The 17,599-nt window shown below is 70.6% G+C and carries 17 protein-coding genes; 8 read left to right on the forward strand and 9 right to left on the reverse strand.

All coding sequences use genetic code 11. The features are described from left to right. Nucleotides 1-121 precede the first annotated feature (121 nt). From O7624_RS24290 to O7624_RS24300, 3 genes are all read left to right on the forward strand, one after another. On the forward strand, nt 122-472 hold the full coding sequence (locus O7624_RS24290) for a DUF2203 domain-containing protein (protein WP_093401193.1): 351 nt from the start codon (nt 122-124) through the stop codon (nt 470-472). Between the two features lie 85 nt (nt 473-557). Further along, a complete protein-coding gene (locus O7624_RS24295) occupies nt 558-1,037 on the forward strand; it encodes a GNAT family N-acetyltransferase (protein ID WP_282237389.1) in 480 nt (159 codons plus the stop codon). Next, the gene (locus O7624_RS24300; protein WP_282237390.1) at nt 1,037-1,633 is read left to right on the forward strand and encodes a GNAT family protein; all 597 of its coding nucleotides are present in this window, start codon (nt 1,037-1,039) and stop codon (nt 1,631-1,633) included. The genes O7624_RS24295 and O7624_RS24300 overlap by 1 nt, the downstream gene beginning before the upstream one ends. Before the next feature lie 60 nt (nt 1,634-1,693). Here the strand turns inward: O7624_RS24300 and O7624_RS24305 are convergent, their stop codons facing one another. The 5 genes from O7624_RS24305 to O7624_RS24325 all read right to left on the reverse strand — a co-directional run bounded on the left by O7624_RS24305 (nt 1,694) and on the right by O7624_RS24325 (nt 6,994). After that, the gene (locus O7624_RS24305; RefSeq protein ID WP_282237391.1) at nt 1,694-2,602 is read right to left on the reverse strand and encodes a glycine betaine ABC transporter substrate-binding protein; all 909 of its coding nucleotides are present in this window, start codon (nt 2,600-2,602) and stop codon (nt 1,694-1,696) included. A 101-nt stretch (nt 2,603-2,703) separates the two neighbouring features. Continuing rightward, nucleotides 2,704-3,591, reverse strand: a complete 888-nt coding sequence (locus O7624_RS24310; RefSeq protein WP_282237392.1) for a proline/glycine betaine ABC transporter permease — start codon at nt 3,589-3,591, stop codon at nt 2,704-2,706. Next, the gene (locus O7624_RS24315) at nt 3,588-4,970 is read right to left on the reverse strand and encodes a glycine betaine/L-proline ABC transporter ATP-binding protein (protein ID WP_282237393.1); all 1,383 of its coding nucleotides are present in this window, start codon (nt 4,968-4,970) and stop codon (nt 3,588-3,590) included. The genes O7624_RS24310 and O7624_RS24315 overlap by 4 nt, the downstream gene beginning before the upstream one ends. A gap of 681 nt (nt 4,971-5,651) precedes the next feature. Beyond that, the gene (locus O7624_RS24320) at nt 5,652-6,323 is read right to left on the reverse strand and encodes an NADPH-dependent F420 reductase (RefSeq protein WP_282237394.1); all 672 of its coding nucleotides are present in this window, start codon (nt 6,321-6,323) and stop codon (nt 5,652-5,654) included. Nucleotides 6,324-6,505: 182 nt separating this feature from the next. Further along, entirely contained in the window at nt 6,506-6,994 is a 489-nt protein-coding gene (locus tag O7624_RS24325) for a glutathione peroxidase (protein WP_282237395.1), read from the reverse strand. 214 nt (nt 6,995-7,208) lie between these two features. On the opposite strand from O7624_RS24325, the gene O7624_RS24330 reads away from it, so the two are divergent. The 4 genes from O7624_RS24330 (at nt 7,209) to O7624_RS24345 (ending at nt 12,012) form a co-directional block, all read left to right on the forward strand. Further along, complete coding sequence (locus O7624_RS24330; protein WP_282237396.1) at nt 7,209-8,837, forward strand: glycosyl hydrolase family 18 protein; 1,629 nt, start codon at nt 7,209-7,211, stop codon at nt 8,835-8,837. Nucleotides 8,838-8,992: 155 nt separating this feature from the next. Further along, nucleotides 8,993-9,475: a hypothetical protein gene (locus tag O7624_RS24335; RefSeq protein WP_282237397.1), complete on the forward strand. Its 483-nt coding sequence runs from the start codon at nt 8,993-8,995 to the stop codon at nt 9,473-9,475. 87 nt (nt 9,476-9,562) lie between these two features. Continuing rightward, nucleotides 9,563-10,969 (forward strand): 3-deoxy-7-phosphoheptulonate synthase class II, encoded by a 1,407-nt coding sequence (locus O7624_RS24340; protein ID WP_093401186.1) that lies wholly within the window; start codon nt 9,563-9,565, stop codon nt 10,967-10,969. A gap of 14 nt (nt 10,970-10,983) precedes the next feature. Beyond that, the gene (locus tag O7624_RS24345) at nt 10,984-12,012 is read left to right on the forward strand and encodes a GntG family PLP-dependent aldolase (protein ID WP_282237398.1); all 1,029 of its coding nucleotides are present in this window, start codon (nt 10,984-10,986) and stop codon (nt 12,010-12,012) included. Between the two features lie 109 nt (nt 12,013-12,121). On the opposite strand, the gene O7624_RS24350 is transcribed toward O7624_RS24345, so the two are convergent. Beyond that, nucleotides 12,122-13,000 carry a deoxyribonuclease IV gene (locus tag O7624_RS24350; RefSeq protein WP_282237399.1) on the reverse strand — a complete coding sequence of 293 codons (879 nt, stop codon included), beginning with the start codon at nt 12,998-13,000 and terminating at the stop codon, nt 12,122-12,124. Continuing rightward, a complete protein-coding gene (gene pknB, locus O7624_RS24355) occupies nt 13,000-14,988 on the reverse strand; it encodes a Stk1 family PASTA domain-containing Ser/Thr kinase (RefSeq protein ID WP_282237400.1) in 1,989 nt (662 codons plus the stop codon). The genes O7624_RS24350 and pknB overlap by 1 nt, the downstream gene beginning before the upstream one ends. A 165-nt stretch (nt 14,989-15,153) precedes the next feature. Between pknB and O7624_RS24360 the strand changes: the two genes are divergently transcribed. Then, nucleotides 15,154-15,537 carry an Rv2175c family DNA-binding protein gene (locus tag O7624_RS24360; RefSeq protein ID WP_282237401.1) on the forward strand — a complete coding sequence of 128 codons (384 nt, stop codon included), beginning with the start codon at nt 15,154-15,156 and terminating at the stop codon, nt 15,535-15,537. Between the two features lie 6 nt (nt 15,538-15,543). Here the strand turns inward: O7624_RS24360 and O7624_RS24365 are convergent, their stop codons facing one another. Then, complete coding sequence (locus O7624_RS24365; protein ID WP_093401181.1) at nt 15,544-16,626, reverse strand: polyprenyl synthetase family protein; 1,083 nt, start codon at nt 16,624-16,626, stop codon at nt 15,544-15,546. Between the two features lie 277 nt (nt 16,627-16,903). Continuing rightward, nucleotides 16,904-17,413 (reverse strand): hypothetical protein, encoded by a 510-nt coding sequence (locus O7624_RS24370; protein WP_282237402.1) that lies wholly within the window; start codon nt 17,411-17,413, stop codon nt 16,904-16,906. Nucleotides 17,414-17,599 lie beyond the last annotated feature (186 nt).

Genomic DNA, 17,599 nt, shown 5'->3' on the forward strand with positions numbered 1-17,599 from the left:
CGGCGTCTCGTGCGGTGACGGGTAATCGGCCGGCTCGGGACGGTAGCGGGCGCGGACACAACGGCGGTCAGTTCAGCGGTGCCGGGTCGTTCCGGTGATCGGGGTGGCGCATACTGGCGCGGTGTTCACTCTCGCCCAGGCCCGGCATCTGGTAGCCACCCTGCATCCCCGGATCGACGAGCTGATCCGGGTCCGGGCCGACCTGGCCGAGTTGCAGGCCGACCTGGCCGGCCACGGGCTTAGCGCGCTCGGTGGTCGGGCCGAGGTCAAGGGCCTGGAGGCCCGGCTGTACGCGGTCCTCGACGAGATCCAGCAGCACGGCATCGAGGTCAAGAGCGTGGCACCGGTGCTGCTCGACTTTCCCGGCGAACGCGAGGGCCGGCAGGTGCTCTGGTGCTGGCTGGAGGGCGACTCGGACGTGCGCTGGTACCACCGTGCCGACTGCGGCTTCGCCGGCCGCCGCCCGATCTGAGACCGGGCCCGACAGGTGACCGCCCCCGGAAGGCCCGCACCGGTCGGGGTCCAGGCGGAGATGTGAATACGGCTAGTCTCTGCTGGTGAGTGACGTGCGGCGGGCGACTGTGGACGACGCCCGGGAACTGGTCCGGTTGCGGTCGGTCATGTTGGGCGCGATGAGTGGCACGCCGCCCGAGCCCGGCGAATGGCAGCACATCGCGCTTCGTACGCTCCGACGACAGTTGCCGGACCCGGAGGCCGACCTCGCTGCCTACGTGGTGGACGCGCCGGGCCGACCCGGGACGCTTGCCGCCTGCGCGGTCGGGGTGGTCGACCTGCGGCTCGGCGGGCCGGCGGATCCGAGCGGCCGGTCGGGGTACGTGTTCAACGTGGCGACCGATCCGGCGTACCGTCGTCGGGGTTTCTCGCGGGCCTGCCTGGGCGCGCTGCTCGACTGGTTCGTCGAGCGCGGCGTGCGCACGGTGGATCTGAAGGCCAGTGCGGAGGGCGAGCCGCTCTACCGGGAGCTCGGCTTCCGGCCCACGTCGATGGCCGCGATGCGGCGGGGTGAAGGGTGCTGATGTTCGCCACAGCGTTGGCTGCGGACGCCGAGCTGCGACCGCTGAACCCGTGGCACGCCGAGGAGTTCCTGGGCAACCTGGACCGGGCGCGGGAGCACATCGCGCCGTGGGTGTCGCCGTCCTTCGTGGCCACCGACCTGGCCGGGGCGCGGCACGTGCTCCAGCGTTATGCCGACCGGTGGGCCCGCGACGACGGCGGCATCTGGGGGATCTGGTCGGGCGGCAAACTGGTCGGTGGGGTGCTGCTGGTGTCGCTGAACGCGGCGTCCGGGGTGTGCGAGGCGGGTTGCTGGCTGGAACCGGCGGCCGAGGGCCGGGGCCTGGTGACCCGGGCGGTCGAACGGCTCATCGACTGGGTGCTGGTCGAGCGCGGACTGCATCGGGTCGAGTGGCGGACCAACGCCGGCAACGCGCGCAGCATCGCGGTTGCCCGCCGGCTCGGCATGCGGCGTGACGGCGTGCTGCGCGAGGTGCTTGCCGGCCCGGACGGCCGGATCGACCTGGAGGTCTGGTCGGTGCTGGCCCCCGAGTGGCGGGCCTGGCGTGCCGGCGTCCCGTCGATCCGGGACTCCGGCGGCGTCGCTCCTGACAAGTAGTTGAGCCGCCGGCGGCGGGGCCAACTGCCCCGCCACCGACGGCTGATCGCTCAGGCCCGGTCAGGAGTTGGCGACGTCCACCGTGCCGGCGTAGTCCGGGTTGGCCTTCAGCCACTCCTCGACGGCCTTCTCCTCGTCGTCCTTGTGCACGTTGAACATCAGGTCCTCGAGCGAGCCGAGCTGCTGGTCGTCCATCTTGAACTTCTTCAGCATCTCGGTGACCTCGGGGAAGTCCGCGCCGAAGCCCTCACGAGCCAGCGTGTTGATCTCCTCGGCCCCGCCGAGCGTGCCCTTCGGGTCCGCCAGGTCCTTCAGCGGGTAGTTCGCGTAGGCCCAGTGCGGGTGCCAGAGGGTCACCACGATCGGCTTCTGGTCCTTGATCGCGCCGTCCAGCGCGGCCAGCATCGCTGGCGTCGACGACGTCTTCAGGGTGAGCTTGCCGGTCAGGTCGTACTCCGGGATGACCTTGTCCTGGGTGGCGGCGGTCAGGCCGGCACCGGGCTCGATCCCGATGATCTCACCGCCGAAGGCGTCGGCGTTGGCAGCCAGGTCCTCAAGCGAGTTGACGTCGCTGACGTACTCCGGCACGGCGATGCTCAGGCTGGCGTTGTCGTACCAGACGCCGACCTTCTCGATCTTGTCGCCGTACTCCTTCATGTAGTCGGCGTGGGTCTGCGGCAGCCAGCTGTCGAGGAAGAGGTCGATGTCCCCCGTCGCCAGGCCCTGGTAGACGATCCCCGCCTCGACGTTCTTGAGTTCGACCTCGTAGCCCTTCTCCTCCAGCAGATTCTTCCAGAGGTAGGAGGCGGCGATGGCTTCGTCCCAGGCCATGTAGCCGATGGTGAGCTGCTTGTTGTCGCCGGCCGAGCTGCCGGAGTCGCCGTCGTCGCCGCAGGCGGCGACGCCGGTCAGCGCCAGGGCGGCGGTGGCCGCCAGCGCGACCCGGCGCACCAATTTACTGCTCCACATGTGGAGTTTCCTTCCCTTGTTGCGGTGAACCGGCGGAACTCGCGGTAGCGAGGCAGGGCGCCGGCAACCGGTGACTTCCCCGCGTGGGTCAGGACGTGGGGTCAGGCCTGTTGCATGGCGCGTTGCGCCTTCGCGGAGGCGGTACGCGCGCCTATCGAATCGGTGAGGCGGTCGAGCACCACCGCCAGGATCACCACGGCGATGCCGCCCTCGAAGCCCGCGCCGACCTGGACCCGGGCGAGCGCCGTCATGATCACCTCACCGAGCCCGCCGGCGCCGACCATTCCGGCGATGACGACCATCGACAGGGCCAGCATGATGACCTGGTTGACGCCGGTCATGATGGTCGGCAGGGCCAGTGGCAGTTTGGTCCGCAGCAGGATCTTCCACGGCGATGCGCCGAACGCCTCGCCGGCCTCGATGACCTCGCGGTCGACCTGGCGCAGGCCCAACTCGGTCAGGCGTACCCCGGGCGGCATGCTGAACACCACGGTGGCCAGCACGCCGGGCACGGCGCCGACGCCGAAGTAGAAGATGGCCGGGATCAGGTAGACGAACGCGGGCATCGTCTGCATCAGGTCCAGCACCGGCCGGACGACCGCCGAGACACGGCGGCTCTCCGCGACGAGAATGCCCAGCGGTACGGCGAGCAACAGGGCGATTCCGCTGGCCACCAGGACCAGCGCCAGCGTACTCATCGTCTGTTCCCAGATCGGCAACCCGGCCACCAGGCCGAGCCCGAGCGTGGTGCCGAGACCGAACTTCCAGCCCCGCAGCCACCAGCCGAGGCCAGCGAAGATCAGTACCATGACGATCGCCGGGGGCGCGGTCAGCAGGCCCACCAGCGGCTCGACAAGCGAATCGACGGCGGAGGCGATGCCGTCGAAGACGGCGGACAGATGATCCCTGGACCAGTCGACGCCGACCTTGAACGCGTCGCCGATCCGCACGTACGGCAGCAGGTCATCGATACTGTCGGCGCTGTTCATGCGGGCTCTCCCGTCAGCCGGGCCGATGGTTCGGCAACCACCTGGGCCGGCACCTCCGCTGTCGGGTCGCCGCTTCCGGTCGGTGCCGCCGTGCCGGCCGCTCCGACGGCCCGGGTCGGGTCAGTGGTCGGCGACGTGCCCACCTCGTCCGCAGGCCCCGGGGTGGCGGTGGCCCCGGCGGTGTCGGTGCTGAGGTTGCCCAGGGCGCTCAGCAGGGTGACCCGCGGAATCACGCCGACGAGCCGCCCGGCGCTGTCGACCACGGCGACCGGTGCCGGGCTCTGGGCAGAGGCGGCGAAGATGTCGGCCACCGGCGTCGTGTCCTCGACCGTGTGGGCGTACTCGGTCGACACGATCTCCTGGAGGTTCTTCCGGGCGTCCCGGACCGCCTGGGTGGCGGCGTCGGCGGTCACGGTGCCCAGGTACCGCTTGTCCCGGCCAGTGACGTAGACGGCCGACGTCTGGGTCTCGCGCAGCACCCGGGCGGCCACGCGTGGGCCGGAGTTGACGTCCACGACGCCGAGCGGTCGCTCCATGACCGCCGATGCGGTGAGGATCCTGGTCCGGTCGACGTCGGCGACGAACTGGGCGACGTAGTCGTTTGACGGGTCGGTGAGGATCTCCTCGGCGGTGCCGATCTGAACGATCCGACCAGCACGCATGACCGCGATGCGATCGCCGAGGCGCATCGCCTCGTTGAGGTCGTGCGTGATGAACACGATCGTCTTGCCGAGTTCGGCCTGTAGCCCGAGCAACTGGTCCTGCACCTCGCGGCGGATCAGCGGATCGAGCGCGGAGAACGCCTCGTCCATGAGCATGATGTCGGTGCCGGCGGCGAGCGCGCGGGCCAGGCCGACGCGCTGGCGCATGCCGCCGGAGAGTTCCTGCGGCAGCTTGTCCGCTGAGCCGTCGAGTCCGACCATCCGGAGCGCCTGCAGCGCCTTCTCCCGGCGCTCGGCGCGCGGCAGGCCCGCGATCTCCAGCGCGTAGCCGGCGTTGTCCAACACCGACCGGTGTGGCTGGAGCGCGAAGTGCTGGAAGACCATGCTGATCTTCTCGCGGCGCAGCTTCCGTAGCGCGGCGGGCTTGAGCTTGGTGATGTCGACCCCGTCGATCTCGACCGTGCCGTGCGTGGGGGAGAGCAGCCCGTTGAGCATCCGGATCAGGGTGGACTTCCCCGAGCCGGACAGGCCCATGACCACGAAGATCTCGCCGCGTCTGACCTCGAAGTTCGCGTCGACGACCGCGGCCGTGACCGGTAGTCCTGCCAGCTTGTCGTCCCGGCCTGCGCTGTTGCGGAGAATCTCCGCCGCCTTGTCGGCGCGGCTCCCGTAGACCTTGTAGAGGGATTTCACTCTGAGTGCGGACACGGTCTCCATTCCAATGGGCATGCGGTACGCGGGCAGCTTTCTTGGGCATCGCACGAAGGCGCGCTGCTATCGACACCAGGTGTTGCCGTGGGCCTGCCGAAGTCACGACAGCCCAGGTAAGCGAGGCTCGACCCTACCCGAGATTCTTCTGTGCACGGCTACCCCGATGCCCGGCCCGGTGTCGCCTCGTGGCAACGATGTGCAGTGATGGATGTCGATGCAATTTTGGTTGTTCATTGGCAACCGACGCGCAATTCTGGTAATGAGGATCGGGGTGCCGACCAGACCTCCGACCCTGCGACACTCCGGACGTAAGCGCATATACCGACGCCGACCTGATCTTGTTGTGCCGCCGTTACCGTCCGAATGAGTCATCTGCCCGGGTTGGCGCCAGGCGTCCGCCGAGGCTGTTGGTGCCGGGTTCGTCGCTGACAGCGCAGCATTTTTACGGTGTGGTCTGCGCCTCGGTCCGCCGGTTCATCTCGTGCCCGTCATATCTGGCCGGCGTGGACATTTGCGAGATCTACATGGAATCTCCATGGGACCGAGACGGAATCTCCATGACATCTACACGGGTCCGCCGGGCTGATTCCGCCGATGGCGGAACCGGAAATCGATGAATCTCGACCAGCGTCGGAATGGTGGCTCCGGCACGCCCCGGGGTGACGTCGGTGTCGGACCGCGGCCGGGTCAGCCGGCGTCGGCGAGGGCAGCGCGCAGCACGCCCGCGCCGGCCGGCGTCTCCTGTTCCCGGTTCGCCGGATCGGCGGAGTAGATGACCCCGTAGGCGGGGGTGTCCGGCTGGAAGCGCCAGCTGTCGGCGAGCGGGCCCGCGTCCACCGTGTCGTAGCCGATCCGATCCAGGAACTCGGTCACGGTTGCCTTGGCCGCCGGGTCGTCGCCGGCGATTGGCAGCGCGCTGCGGTCGGCGGCGTCGCCGGGCCGGGCCAAGGTGAGCAGGTGCTTGAAGAAGATGTTGTTGAACGCCTTCACCACGTGGGCCTGCGGCAGGTGGCGTTGCAGCAGTTCGCTGCTGGTGGCGCTGCCCTCGTCCAGTTCGGGGATCTGGCCGTCCCGCTGCGGGTAGTAGTTGTTGGTGTCGATGACGACCTTGCCGGCCAACGGCTCGGCCGGTACGGACCGGTACGACTTGAGCGGAATGGTGACCACCACCAGGTCACCGGCGCGAGCCGCGGCGTCGACGGTGCCGGCGCTCGCCTGCGGCCCCAGCTCGTCGACCAGGTCGGTCAGGGTCTCCGGTCCGCGTGAGTTGCTCAACACCACGTCGTAGCCGGCGTTCACGGCCAGCCGTGCCAGGGTTCCTCCGATGTGCCCGCTGCCGATCAACCCCACCGTCGCCATACCTCACCCCTCCACCGCGCTGGCCTGCCCCGAACCTGCCTCGCTTCGCCGTTCCACCCACCCGGCTCGTCGATCATGCAGTTCTTGTCGGTCCAAAAGGTGCGAAAGCCGGAAAAAGCCGACCACAACTGCAAGATCGACGAGCTGGGGGTGGGGTGGGGGTGGGCTGGGGGTGGGGTGGGTTACGCGGGGAGGTTCTTGTCGATGGTGGCGCGGAGGGTGGGGTCGTCGGGGGTGACGGTGGGGGCGAAGCGGGCGGCGACGGAGCCGTCGGGAGCGACGAGGAACTTCTCGAAGTTCCACCGGACGTCGCCGGTGTGACCGTCGGCGTCGGCGGTGTCCACCAGGGCCGCGTACAGGGGGTGGCGTTCGGGGCCGTTCACGTCGACCTTCTCCGTGATCGGGAAGGTCACCCCGTAGTTGACCTGGCAGAACTCGCTGATCTCCGCCGCGCTGCCGGGCTCCTGGCCGGCGAACTGGTTGCACGGCACGCCGAGCACGGTGAGTCCACGGTCGGCGTACTCGTCCTGGAGGGTCTGTAGGCCCGCGTACTGCGGGGTGAGGCCGCAGCGCGAGGCGACGTTGACGATCAACAGGGCGCGTCCGCGGTACTGCGCGAGGTCGGCCGGGCCACCGGCGAGGGCACCGATCGGAATGTCGAAGACGGTCATGCCCGGAGGCTACCGCCGCAACGGTGGGCGCGGGCGATGCGGGTGGTGGTGAAGTTACCGATCGGTACCCGACCCCTGACCGGCGGTGACGCCGGGAGAAGTCCAATCTGGCCTCCTCGCCCAATCGATACATGGACATCTTGACGAAGTGGTGGCGTGTGAGTAGCGTCTCCTCATCCTTTTGGAAAGTTTCCTAACTGTTTGGAGACGCCACATGAAGAGATCGCTTCGCCGAGCCCTCTGGGTCGGCGCCGTGGTCGCGGTGACCGTCGCCACGGTCCCGATGGCCTCGGCGTTCGGCGCCGGAAGCGTGACCGCCTCGTTCACCCGGGTGTCGGACTGGGGTACGGGTCACGAAACGCGGGTCACCATCACCAACGGGTCGGACGCCAGCGTCAGCACCTGGCGCATCGAGTTCGAGCTGCCCTCAGGCACCAGCATCGGCAGCTACTGGGACGCCGACGTCACCCGCAACGGCAACCGCTATGTGGCGGTCAAGAAGAGCTGGGCCGGTGCGCTGGCCCCGGGCGCCTCCTTCAGCTGGGGCTACAACGGAACCGGCGCGTACCGGGCACCGCTGAACTGCACCATCAACGGCGCGTCGTGCGGCGGCGGCACCACGCCGCCGACCACCACCGCGCCGCCCACCACGACCCCACCCACGACCACGCCACCCACGACCACCCCGCCGACCACCACGCCCCCGACCACCACGCCGCCGAACCCGGGCGCACAGAAGGTGGTCGGCTACTTCGCCCAGTGGGGCGTCTACGCCCGCAACTATCACGTGCGGAACATCCACACCAGCGGCTCAGCCGCGAAGCTGACCCACATCCTGTACGCCTTCGGCAACACCACGGGCGGCCGGTGCACCATCGGGGACAGCTACGCCGACTACGAGAAGGCGTACACCGCGGCGGAGAGTGTCGACGGCGTCGCCGACACCTGGGACCAGCCGCTGCGTGGCAGCTTCAACCAGCTGCGCAAGCTCAAGAAGATGTACCCGCACCTCAAGGTGATCTGGTCGTTCGGTGGCTGGACCTGGTCCGGCGGCTTCACCCAGGCCGCGCAGAACCCGACCGCCTTCGCCGAGAGCTGCTACAACCTGGTCGAGGACCCGCGTTGGGCCGACGTCTTCGACGGCATCGACATCGACTGGGAGTACCCCAACGCCTGTGGCCTGACCTGTGACGCCAGCGGCCCGAACGCGTTCAAGAACGTGGCCAGCGCGCTGCGCGCCCGGTTCGGCGCGAACAACCTGGTCACCGCCGCGATCACCGCCGACGGCAGCAACGGCGGCAAGATCGACGCCACCGACTACGCCGGTGCCGCCACGCACCTCAACTGGATCATGCCGATGACGTACGACTACTTCGGCGCCTTCAACGCGCAGGGCCCCACCGCCCCGCATTCGCCGCTGTACTCGTACTCGGGCATCCCGCAGCAGGGCTTCTGGTCCGATGCGGCGATCCAGAAGCTCAAGAGCAAGGGCATCCCGGCCAACAAGCTGCTGCTCGGCGTCGGCTTCTACGGCCGTGGCTGGACCGGGGTCACCCAGTCCACGCCGGGCGGCACCGCGACCGGGCCGGCACCGGGCACCTACGAGCAGGGCATCGAGGACTACAAGGTGCTCAAGAACACCTGCCCGGCCACCGGCACTGTCGCCGGCACGGCGTACGCGAAGTGCGGCAGCAACTGGTGGAGCTACGACACCCCGTCGACCATCGGCGGCAAGATGACGTACGCCAAGAACCAGGGCCTCGGTGGCGCCTTCTTCTGGGAGCTCTCCGGTGACACCAGCAACGGTGAGCTGATCAGCGCCATCAAGGGCGGCCTCGGCTGAGCCGACGGTCGACGCACCACCCACACGACGGGGAGGGGCCCCGCACCGGCCCCTCCCCGTCCGCTGTGCCCGGGGTCGATCTCGATGCCCGGACGGTGGTGTGACAGACTCGCCGCTCGACCGTGTCTCGATGTCCGGCGTCGAGGGAGGTGACGATGCGGGTCAGGAACCGGCGTCCGCCGAGCGTCATCGCGCTGCTCGCCACCGTGCCTCTCGCGCTCGTCGGCTGCGGGCTCGTCGGCGGTGAGCCCGAGGCGGAGCAACCGGGACGGGCACCGGCCGAGGAGGCCACCCTGAAGTCCCGCGAGCGGGTCCAGGCATATCTCGACGCGATGACCGCCAAGGACGTGGCGGCCGGGCGCAGCCAACTCTGCGCGGTGCTGCACGAGGCGTTCGACGCCGCCGCCACCGAGGCGAACGGAGACTTCGCCGACCACTTCGAGGTGTCCAAGTCCGAGATCACCGACATCCGGCCCGGTCCGTCCGGGCAGGAGGTCAGCACCGCGATCACGGTGACCGTCGGCAAGAAGAAGGCGACCCGCCCGCTGCTGTTCACCGTCACTCGCGACGGGCTCGACTGGTGCATCTCCGACGAGCGGCCGGGCGCACACAGTCCGGCGCCGGCACCGACGCCCTGACCTGCGTCGCCGTCGAGGGTCGTCCATCTGCCGGAACCCGGCCCCTCGCCGATGGCCCGTCCGGCTGGTCGCCGTACGCTGAATACCATGCGCCATGAGTGGCATCAGTTGAGTCATCCGGCAGTGGGCAGCCCGGTGCTGCAGACCAGCCGCCCGACCGTCGACTCCGCCGAGGACGAGGCTCTCGGCCTGGACCGCTGGCGACAGCTGCCGCGTGCCCAGACTCCGCCCTGGCCCGATGCGGCCCAGGTCGCCGAGGTCTGCAAGGTGCTCGACACCGTGCCGTCGGTGGTCGCTCCGTACGAGGTCGATCAGTTGCGTCAGCGTCTGGCGTTGGTCTGCGAGGGCAAGGCGTTCCTGCTCCAGGGCGGTGACTGCGCGGAGACCTTCGCCGACAACACCGAGAGCCACCTGCTGGCCAACGCCCGCACGCTGCTGCAGATGGCCATCGTGCTGACCTATGGCGCGTCGTTGCCGGTGGTGAAGGTGGCCCGGGTGGCCGGGCAGTACACCAAGCCCCGGTCGCTGCCGACCGACGCGCGGGGCCTGCCGGCCTACCGCGGCGACATGATCAACTCGCTGGAGGCCACGCCGGAGGCGCGGGTCGCCGACCCGCAGCGCATGATCAGGGCGTACGCGAACTCGGCCGCCGCCATGAACATGTTGCGGGCGTACCTGGCCGGTGGGCTGGCCGATCTGCACGCGGTGCACGACTGGAACAAGGGCTTCGTGCGCAACTCGCCGGCCGGTGAGCGGTACGAGGCGATCGCCCGGGAGATCGACCGGGCCCTGGCGTTCATCCGCGCCTGCGGGATGACCGAGGACGACGCGTTGCGTACGGTCACCCTGTACTGCTCGCACGAGGCTCTCGCGCTGGAGTACGACCGGGCGTTGACCCGGGTTTCCGGTGGCCGGCCGTACGGGCTCTCCGGGCACTTCCTCTGGATCGGTGAGCGCACCCGGCAGATCAACGGCGCGCACATCGACTTCATCTCCCGCATCGCCAACCCGATCGGGGTCAAGCTCGGCCCGACCACCACCCCGGACGAGGCGATCGAGCTGTGCGAGAAGCTGAACCCGGACAACATCCCCGGCCGGCTCACCCTGATCAGCCGGATGGGCAACCACAAGGTTCGCGACGCGTTGCCGCCGATCGTGGCCAAAGTGACCGCCGCGGGAGCCAAGGTGGTGTGGCAGTGCGACCCGATGCACGGCAACACCCACGAGTCGTCAAACGGCTACAAGACGCGCCACTTCGATCGGATCGTCGATGAGGTGCTGGGCTACTTCGAGGTGCACCGTGGCCTGGAGACCCACCCCGGCGGTCTGCATGTCGAGTTGACCGGCGAGGACGTCACCGAGTGCCTCGGCGGCGCTCAGGGAATCGCCGACCTTGACCTGCCCGACCGTTACGAGACCGCCTGCGACCCCCGGCTGAACACCCAGCAGTCGCTGGAGCTGGCCTTCCTCGTCGCGGAGATGCTGCGTGGCTGACGCGAGGAGTGACTGTGGCTGACCTGATCGACCTGCGGTCGGACACGGTGACCCGTCCCACGGCCGCGATGCGGCAGGCCATGGCCAGCGCCGAGGTGGGTGACGACGTCTACGGCGAGGACCCCACGGTGCAGGCCCTGGAGGTCGAGGTCGCCGCGATGTTCGGGCACGAGGCGGCGTTGTTCTGCCCGAGCGGGTCGATGGCCAACCAGATCGCCCTGCAACTGCTGGTGCCGCCCGGCTCCGAGCTGCTCTGCGATGCCGACGCGCACGTGGTCACGTACGAGATGGGGGCTGCCGCCGCGTACGGCGGGGTCACCTCACGGACCTGGCCTGCGGTGGGTGCCCAGCTCGACCCCGACGTGATCGCCGGCATGGTGCGTCCCGACGGCTACTGGGCGGTGCCCACCCGGGCGATCGCGGTGGAGCAGACCCACAACCGTGGCGGCGGCGGGGCGATTCCCCTCGATTCGCTGCGCGAGCTGCGCCGGGTCGCGGACGCCGGGCGGTTGGCGCTGCACTGCGACGGTGCTCGGATCTGGCACGCGCACGTCGCCGACGGGGTGCCCCTGGCCACCTACGGCGCGTTGTTCGACACCCTGTCGGTCTGCCTGTCCAAGGGGCTCGGTGCGCCGGTCGGCTCACTGGTCGTCGGCGCTGCCGACCGGATCGAACGGGGTCGGGTGATCCGCAAGCGGATGGGTGGTGGGATGCGTCAGGCGGGCATCCTGGCCGCCGCCGGTCGGCACGCCCTGGCTCACCACATCGGCCGGCTGGCGGCCGATCATGCGAAGGCGGCCCGACTGGCGGAGGCGGTCGCCCCGTTCGGGGTGCTGGCCACCACGGTACGCACCAACATCGTTCCACTGGATCTGACCAAGGCCCCGCTGGATGCGCCGACCCTGGCCGCCGCCGCCCGCGCCGAGGGCGTACTGATCTCGGTGCTCGGTCCCCGCACGGCCCGCCTGGTCACCCACCTGGACGTCACCGACAGCCAGGTCGCCCGAGCCGCCGCCGCCCTCACCCACATCTTCCGCCGCTGACCCCCGCCCGCCCCGACCCGCCACCTCCGTTGATTCGGCGGCGATCTCGATCTCGGTGAGGGCTGCCAACCTCACGATCAACGGGGCGAAGAAGCCAGGCGTGGGGACGTTAGGGGCGGGGGAGGAGCCGGCGGAGGGTGGTGATGTCGGCGGCGTGGCCCTCGTGACGTTCGGTGGGGGTTTCCACCAGGATCGGGACACCGGCGGTGGCGGGGTGACGCATCAACTCGGCGAAGGCGGGCTCGCCGATCATGCCCTTGCCGATGTTCTCGTGCCGGTCCCGGGTGGAACCGCACAGGTCCTTCGAGTCGTTCGCGTGCACCAGCCGCAGCCGGTCCGCACCGACCGTGGTCACCAGAGCGTCAAGCGTCGCGGTCATCCCGCCCTCGGCGGCCAGGTCGTGCCCGGCCGCCCAGGCGTGGCAGGTGTCGAAGCAGACCCCGAGCTGCGGATGCCGGTCGACCGCGTCGAGGTACGGGCCGAGCTGCTCCACCCGGCAGGCCAGTGACCGGCCGCCGCCGGCGCTCGGCTCGACCAGCAGCATCGGGCCGCCCGTGTCGGCGGCCGAGTCGAGCAGCGGCAGCAGCGACTCGCGTACCTGCCGCATGGCCGCGTCGGCGTGCCCGGCGTCCACCGCACTGCCGGCGTGGAAGACCACCCCGCGCGCGCCGATCGCGGTACCTCGGCGCAGCGCGTGCGCCAGGCTCTGGGCCGACCGCTCGACCGTTGCCTCGGTCGGTGAACCGAGGTTTACCAGTAGCGACGCGTGGATGTAGACGGCGACCCCGCGTTCGGCGCAGCCGTCCCGGAACAGCGCGTCCTGCACCGGATCGCCGGCCGGCATCGCCCAGCCCCGGGAGTTGCCGACGTAGACCTGCGCCACCTCGGAGCCGGCCGCGTCGACGTACGGCAGCGCCGCCTTGGCCAGCCCTCCCGAGGCGGGCGTGTGCGATCCGATCGGCCGGTGCCCGGCGTCCGGCGCCGGCATCAGAAGCACCCGATGGTGATCTGAGTCCCCGGCGCGACCTGGGCGTTCTCGTTCGGGTTCTGGAAGCGGGTGACGGCGTTCGGGTTGAACTGCACCGCCACCGGGAAGCCCTGGCTCTCCAGCACCTGCTTGGCCTGCTGACAGGGCAGGTCGACGACGCGCGGCACGGTCACCAGCGGCGGGCCCTCGCTGACCTCCAGCCGGATCTGGGCACCCTTTTCCACGCCGCCGCCAGCGGCCGGGCTCTGCCCGATCACCTCGTCACGCGGCTTGTCGGACTCCTTGCGCGTCGGCTCCACCAGCACCAGTCCGAGCTGCGCGATCTGGTTACGGGCGTCGTTGAGGTTCTTGCCGACCAGGTTCGGCACGGTGATCGGGGCCCGGCCCTTGCTGAGGATGACGGTGATCTCGTCGCCCGGCTTGACCTCTTCGCCCGCCTTCGGGTTGGTGGCCACCACGATGCCCTCCGGCAGGCTGTCGTCGTACCGGGCGGTGCCCTTAACCACCTCTAGCTGGGCGCTGAGCAGGTCGGCCTCGGCCAGCGCGAACTCCTTGCCGACCACGTCCGGCAGCTCGAAGCGCTCCGGCCCGAGCGACAGGGTGAGGGTGATGGTGCCGCCCTTGACGATCCGGGCGGACGAGGCGGGATCCTGGTCCAGCACGCCGTCGCGGGGGATCTGGTCGTCGTACCGAGGGTCGGCGTAGACCACCTCGAAGCCGGCCTGGGATGCCTGTGCCTCCGCCTCGGCCTTGGTCATGCTCACCAGCTGCGGCGCGGTGGTGTACCGACCGACGCCGAACCACCAGCCACCGAGCGCGGCCACCAACCCGAGCACCACGACCACGGCCGCGACGGCGAGACGTCCGCCGCCCTGGCCGGTCAGCCGGGCGCCCAGCCCGGCCAGTCGGGCACGCAGATCGTCACCGCCGCTCGGCGTCGCCCGACGCCGACCGCGAGCGGGCGGGCCATCTTCCGGCAGCCGGGCCCAGGTCGGTCGCTCGGCCGGACGTACGGGCGCGACCATCATCGTCGGTTGCGACACGGCCGGGCCGTCGGTCACCGGAGCGATCAGAGCGGTGTGGCTGTTCGGGCTGCCCAGCCCGTCCCGGGCCACCTGCACCTCGGCCAGCAGCGTGCCGGCATCGGCGGGACGGGCCGCCGGATCGCGACGGGTGGCGCGGGCGACCAGGTCGTCGAGCACCCTCGGCAGGCCCGGCACCAGCGTCGATGGTGCGGGGACGTCCCGGTCGACGTGCTGCCAGGCGATGTCGATCGGCCGGTCACCGTCGTACGGAACCCGGCCGGTGAGCATCTCGAACAGCACGATGCCCGTCGAGTAGACGTCGGTGCGGGCATCGGCCCGGCCGTCGGTCACCAGCTCCGGGGCGACGTACGCCACGGTGGCCATCAACTGGTTTCCGCTGTCGTGGTCGGTGCTCGCCTCGACGGCACGGGCCAGCCCGAAGTCGGTCACCTTGACCACGCTGTCGACGAGGTTGGCCGGACCGCCGCTGGGTGCCTCCGCGACCAGCACGTTCTCCGGTTTCACATCGCGGTGCACCAGGCCGGCCCGGTGGGCGGCGCCGATGGCCGCGAGCATCTGCTCGGTGATGGCCAGTGCCTCGTCCGGGTTGAGCCGCCGCCGCTCGGCCAGCACCTCGCGCAGGGTGCGGCCGCGGACGTACTCCATGACCAGGTAGGGCCGCCCGGTGTGGGTGCCCTGGTCGTAGACCGCCACCACGTTGGGGTGGGTGAGGCGGGCGATGGTCTTGGCCTCGTCGGTGAACCGGTCGACGAAGCTGGGCCGGCCGGCCTGGCCGGGCGTTCCCTGTGCGGAATGGATGATCTTGACAGCGACGGTGCGTTCGAGTCGCTCGTCGGTGGCGGTGTACACGGTCGCCATGCCGCCACGGGCCACGCGACCGCGAATGCGGTAGCGCCCGTCGATCAGCGAGCCCAGCAACGTGTCGGCGACCTGTGTGTCCATCAGCAGGCAGTCTATGTGTCGGGGGGACGAAGGTTGAACAGGATGCTACCGACAGGCTTCCCAGCTTGGGTCCGGCGCGCGCGCAGGGTGACGGTCGCCCCTGCTCAGGGTGGTTGTCGGGAGGCCGTTGACCGGGCCTGGGGGTGGCGTGGCAGGGTGTTGCGCGTGACCGATTCCGTACCCGCCGAGGGCGGTGCGCCCCTGGCCGGTCCCGCCGACCCGGCGGGCTGGCTGACCCTGCCGGACGTCGCCGAGCGGCTCGACCTGCCGATCAGCAAGGTCCACCAGATGATTCGGGACCGGGAACTGGTCGCGGTCCGCCGCGACGGTGTCCGCCGGATCCCGGCCGACCTGGTGGCCAACCGGACCGTGCTCAAACACCTGCCGGGCGTGCTCACCCTGCTGGCCGACGCCGGCTACGACGACGAGGCCGCACTGCGCTGGCTCTACGAGCCCGACGACACGTTGGCCGGTGGCACCCCCGCGTCCGCCCTCGGCGGCGATCAGGCCCGTGAGGTCAAGCGTCGCGCCCAGGCCCTGGGCTTCTGAGGGGAGTCAGTCGGCGCGGCGGGTGGCGGCGATGGCCAGGTCCACCAGCGCCTGCCGGGCCTCGGTGTCGAGGTCGACGGCGGTGAGCGCGGCGAGCGCCGCGTCGGTCAGGGTGACGATGCGCTGCTCGGTACGGGCCAGCGCGCCGGTGTCGACGATCACTTCCCGTAGCCGAGCCACCCCGGCGGCGTCCAGCTCGCCATCGCCGAGGCCACCGAGCAGCAGCGCGCGACCGGTGTCGTCGGCCACCTCCAGGGCCGCCGCCACCAGGTAGGTCCGCTTGCCCTCGCGCAGGTCGTCGCCGGCCGGCTTGCCGGTCTGCGCCGGGTCGCCGAAGACACCCAGCACATCGTCACGCAACTGGAAAGCCTCACCCAACGGCAGGCCGTACGCCGAGTAGGCGATGCGTACGTCGGCGGGGGCGTCGGCCAGCGCCGCGCCGATCAGCAGTGGCCGCTCCACGGTGTACTTGGCCGACTTGTACCGGGCGACCTTGCCGGCCCGTTCCAGCGAGGTGTCGCCGGTGGCCTGGGTCAGCACGTCGAGGTACTGCCCGATGGTGACCTCGGTGCGCATCTCGTCGAAGTCCGGTCGGGCGCGGGCCACCGTCCGGGGGTCGAGTCCGGCGGAGTGCAGCAGCTCGTCGGACCAGACCAGGCACAGGTCACCCAGCAGGATCGCCGCGGCGTCACCGAAGCCGTCCGGGTCGCCACCCCAGCCGGCGCCGCGGTGCCGGTTGGCGAACCGCCGGTGCACCGCGGGCTCACCCCGTCGGGTGTCCGAGCGGTCCATCAGGTCGTCGTGGATCAGGGCGCTGGCCTGCACGAACTCGAGCGCGGCGAGGGCGGTCACCACCGGGTCGGTGTCCACCCCGCCGGCACCCCGGTAGCCCCAGTAGGCGAAGGCCGGCCGCAGCCGCTTGCCGCCACCCAGCACGAACGCCTCGATCGCCTCGGCGACCGGCACCAGGGCGTCGTCGACGTCGGTCATCCAGGCGCGGCGGCCGGCGAGGAATTCCGACAGCGCTTTGTCGACCCGCTGGCGCAGGCTGGCACGGTCGACGGGGGAGACGGGAGCAGCATGGGTCACGTCCCGACGCTAATGGGTCGGGGTGCGCCGGCACGACCCACCCGCCCTCCGGCGCGTCGGGGCCAACTGCTGGTCGCGGCCGGATCGGTGCCCTGCCGGAGGGGCGGGTCGACGATCGAGGCCCTCGGGGCGACGGTCGACGAGCCTGACCCCTGGCGCTCCACCAGCCACCTTGAGCCCTTCGATCAGGACGAAGACTGTCCGCCGTGCTGCGGTTATTCGCTTGTCGTCGATCTGATACCCCGCCAACCAGATCCACCCGTCGTACCTGGTCCAGTCAAGCGTCTTGATCACTCGGAGCGTGATCGGCCGGTAGAACTGTGGGCTCGCGTCCCGGGAGATCCGCAGGAGATCGCCCGACCGAGGTGCGCCGGGTCGAGCGGCGGTTGGCCGGGCGAGGGCTGTGACACCGGGGCCGGCGGGCACGCCCGGCGGGCCGGGCCGCCGTACCGACGGTTGTGGCGGCTGGGCGGGTCGGCCTGGCCGCCGGGCCGGTGGATCTGCCGGCCGGATCAGTGGGTGTGCCGGATTCGATCGACAGGGCGTCCGGCCCGGTGGCCAGCGGGCTCGCCGGCGCCGCGAGCACCAGGGCCAGCCAGCCACGCCAGAACCGGCCCGGCACCCGCACCTGCCGCTCCCACCGAGAAACCTCGTGCCGGCTCAGCGTGGACACTCCGGCGGCGGCGCAGAGTTCTGCCGCGAGGCGGGACTGGCTCCAGCCCTTGGCGAGTCGTAACCGGGCCACCATCGGGCCGAGCGGCGGTCGGCTGGGCGGGGGCTGTGACATCGTGGCCTCCGGGGCGGGTCGGCGTGGCGGTGGCCCGACCCACCCGTACGGGAGATGCCGGTGCGCACCGATCTGCTGCTGACCCCCGCGCGGCCCCCAGGTGCGGACTCGGCCGCATCCGCGCCAGGCGTGCACGTTAGCCGGCAGGTGCGACAGTTCCTGAACGCGGCACGCGTCCCCACCGCT

It is taken from the genome of Verrucosispora sp. WMMD1129 (assembly GCF_029581255.1).
Classification (GTDB): Bacteria; Actinomycetota; Actinomycetes; order Mycobacteriales; family Micromonosporaceae; genus Micromonospora; species Micromonospora sediminimaris.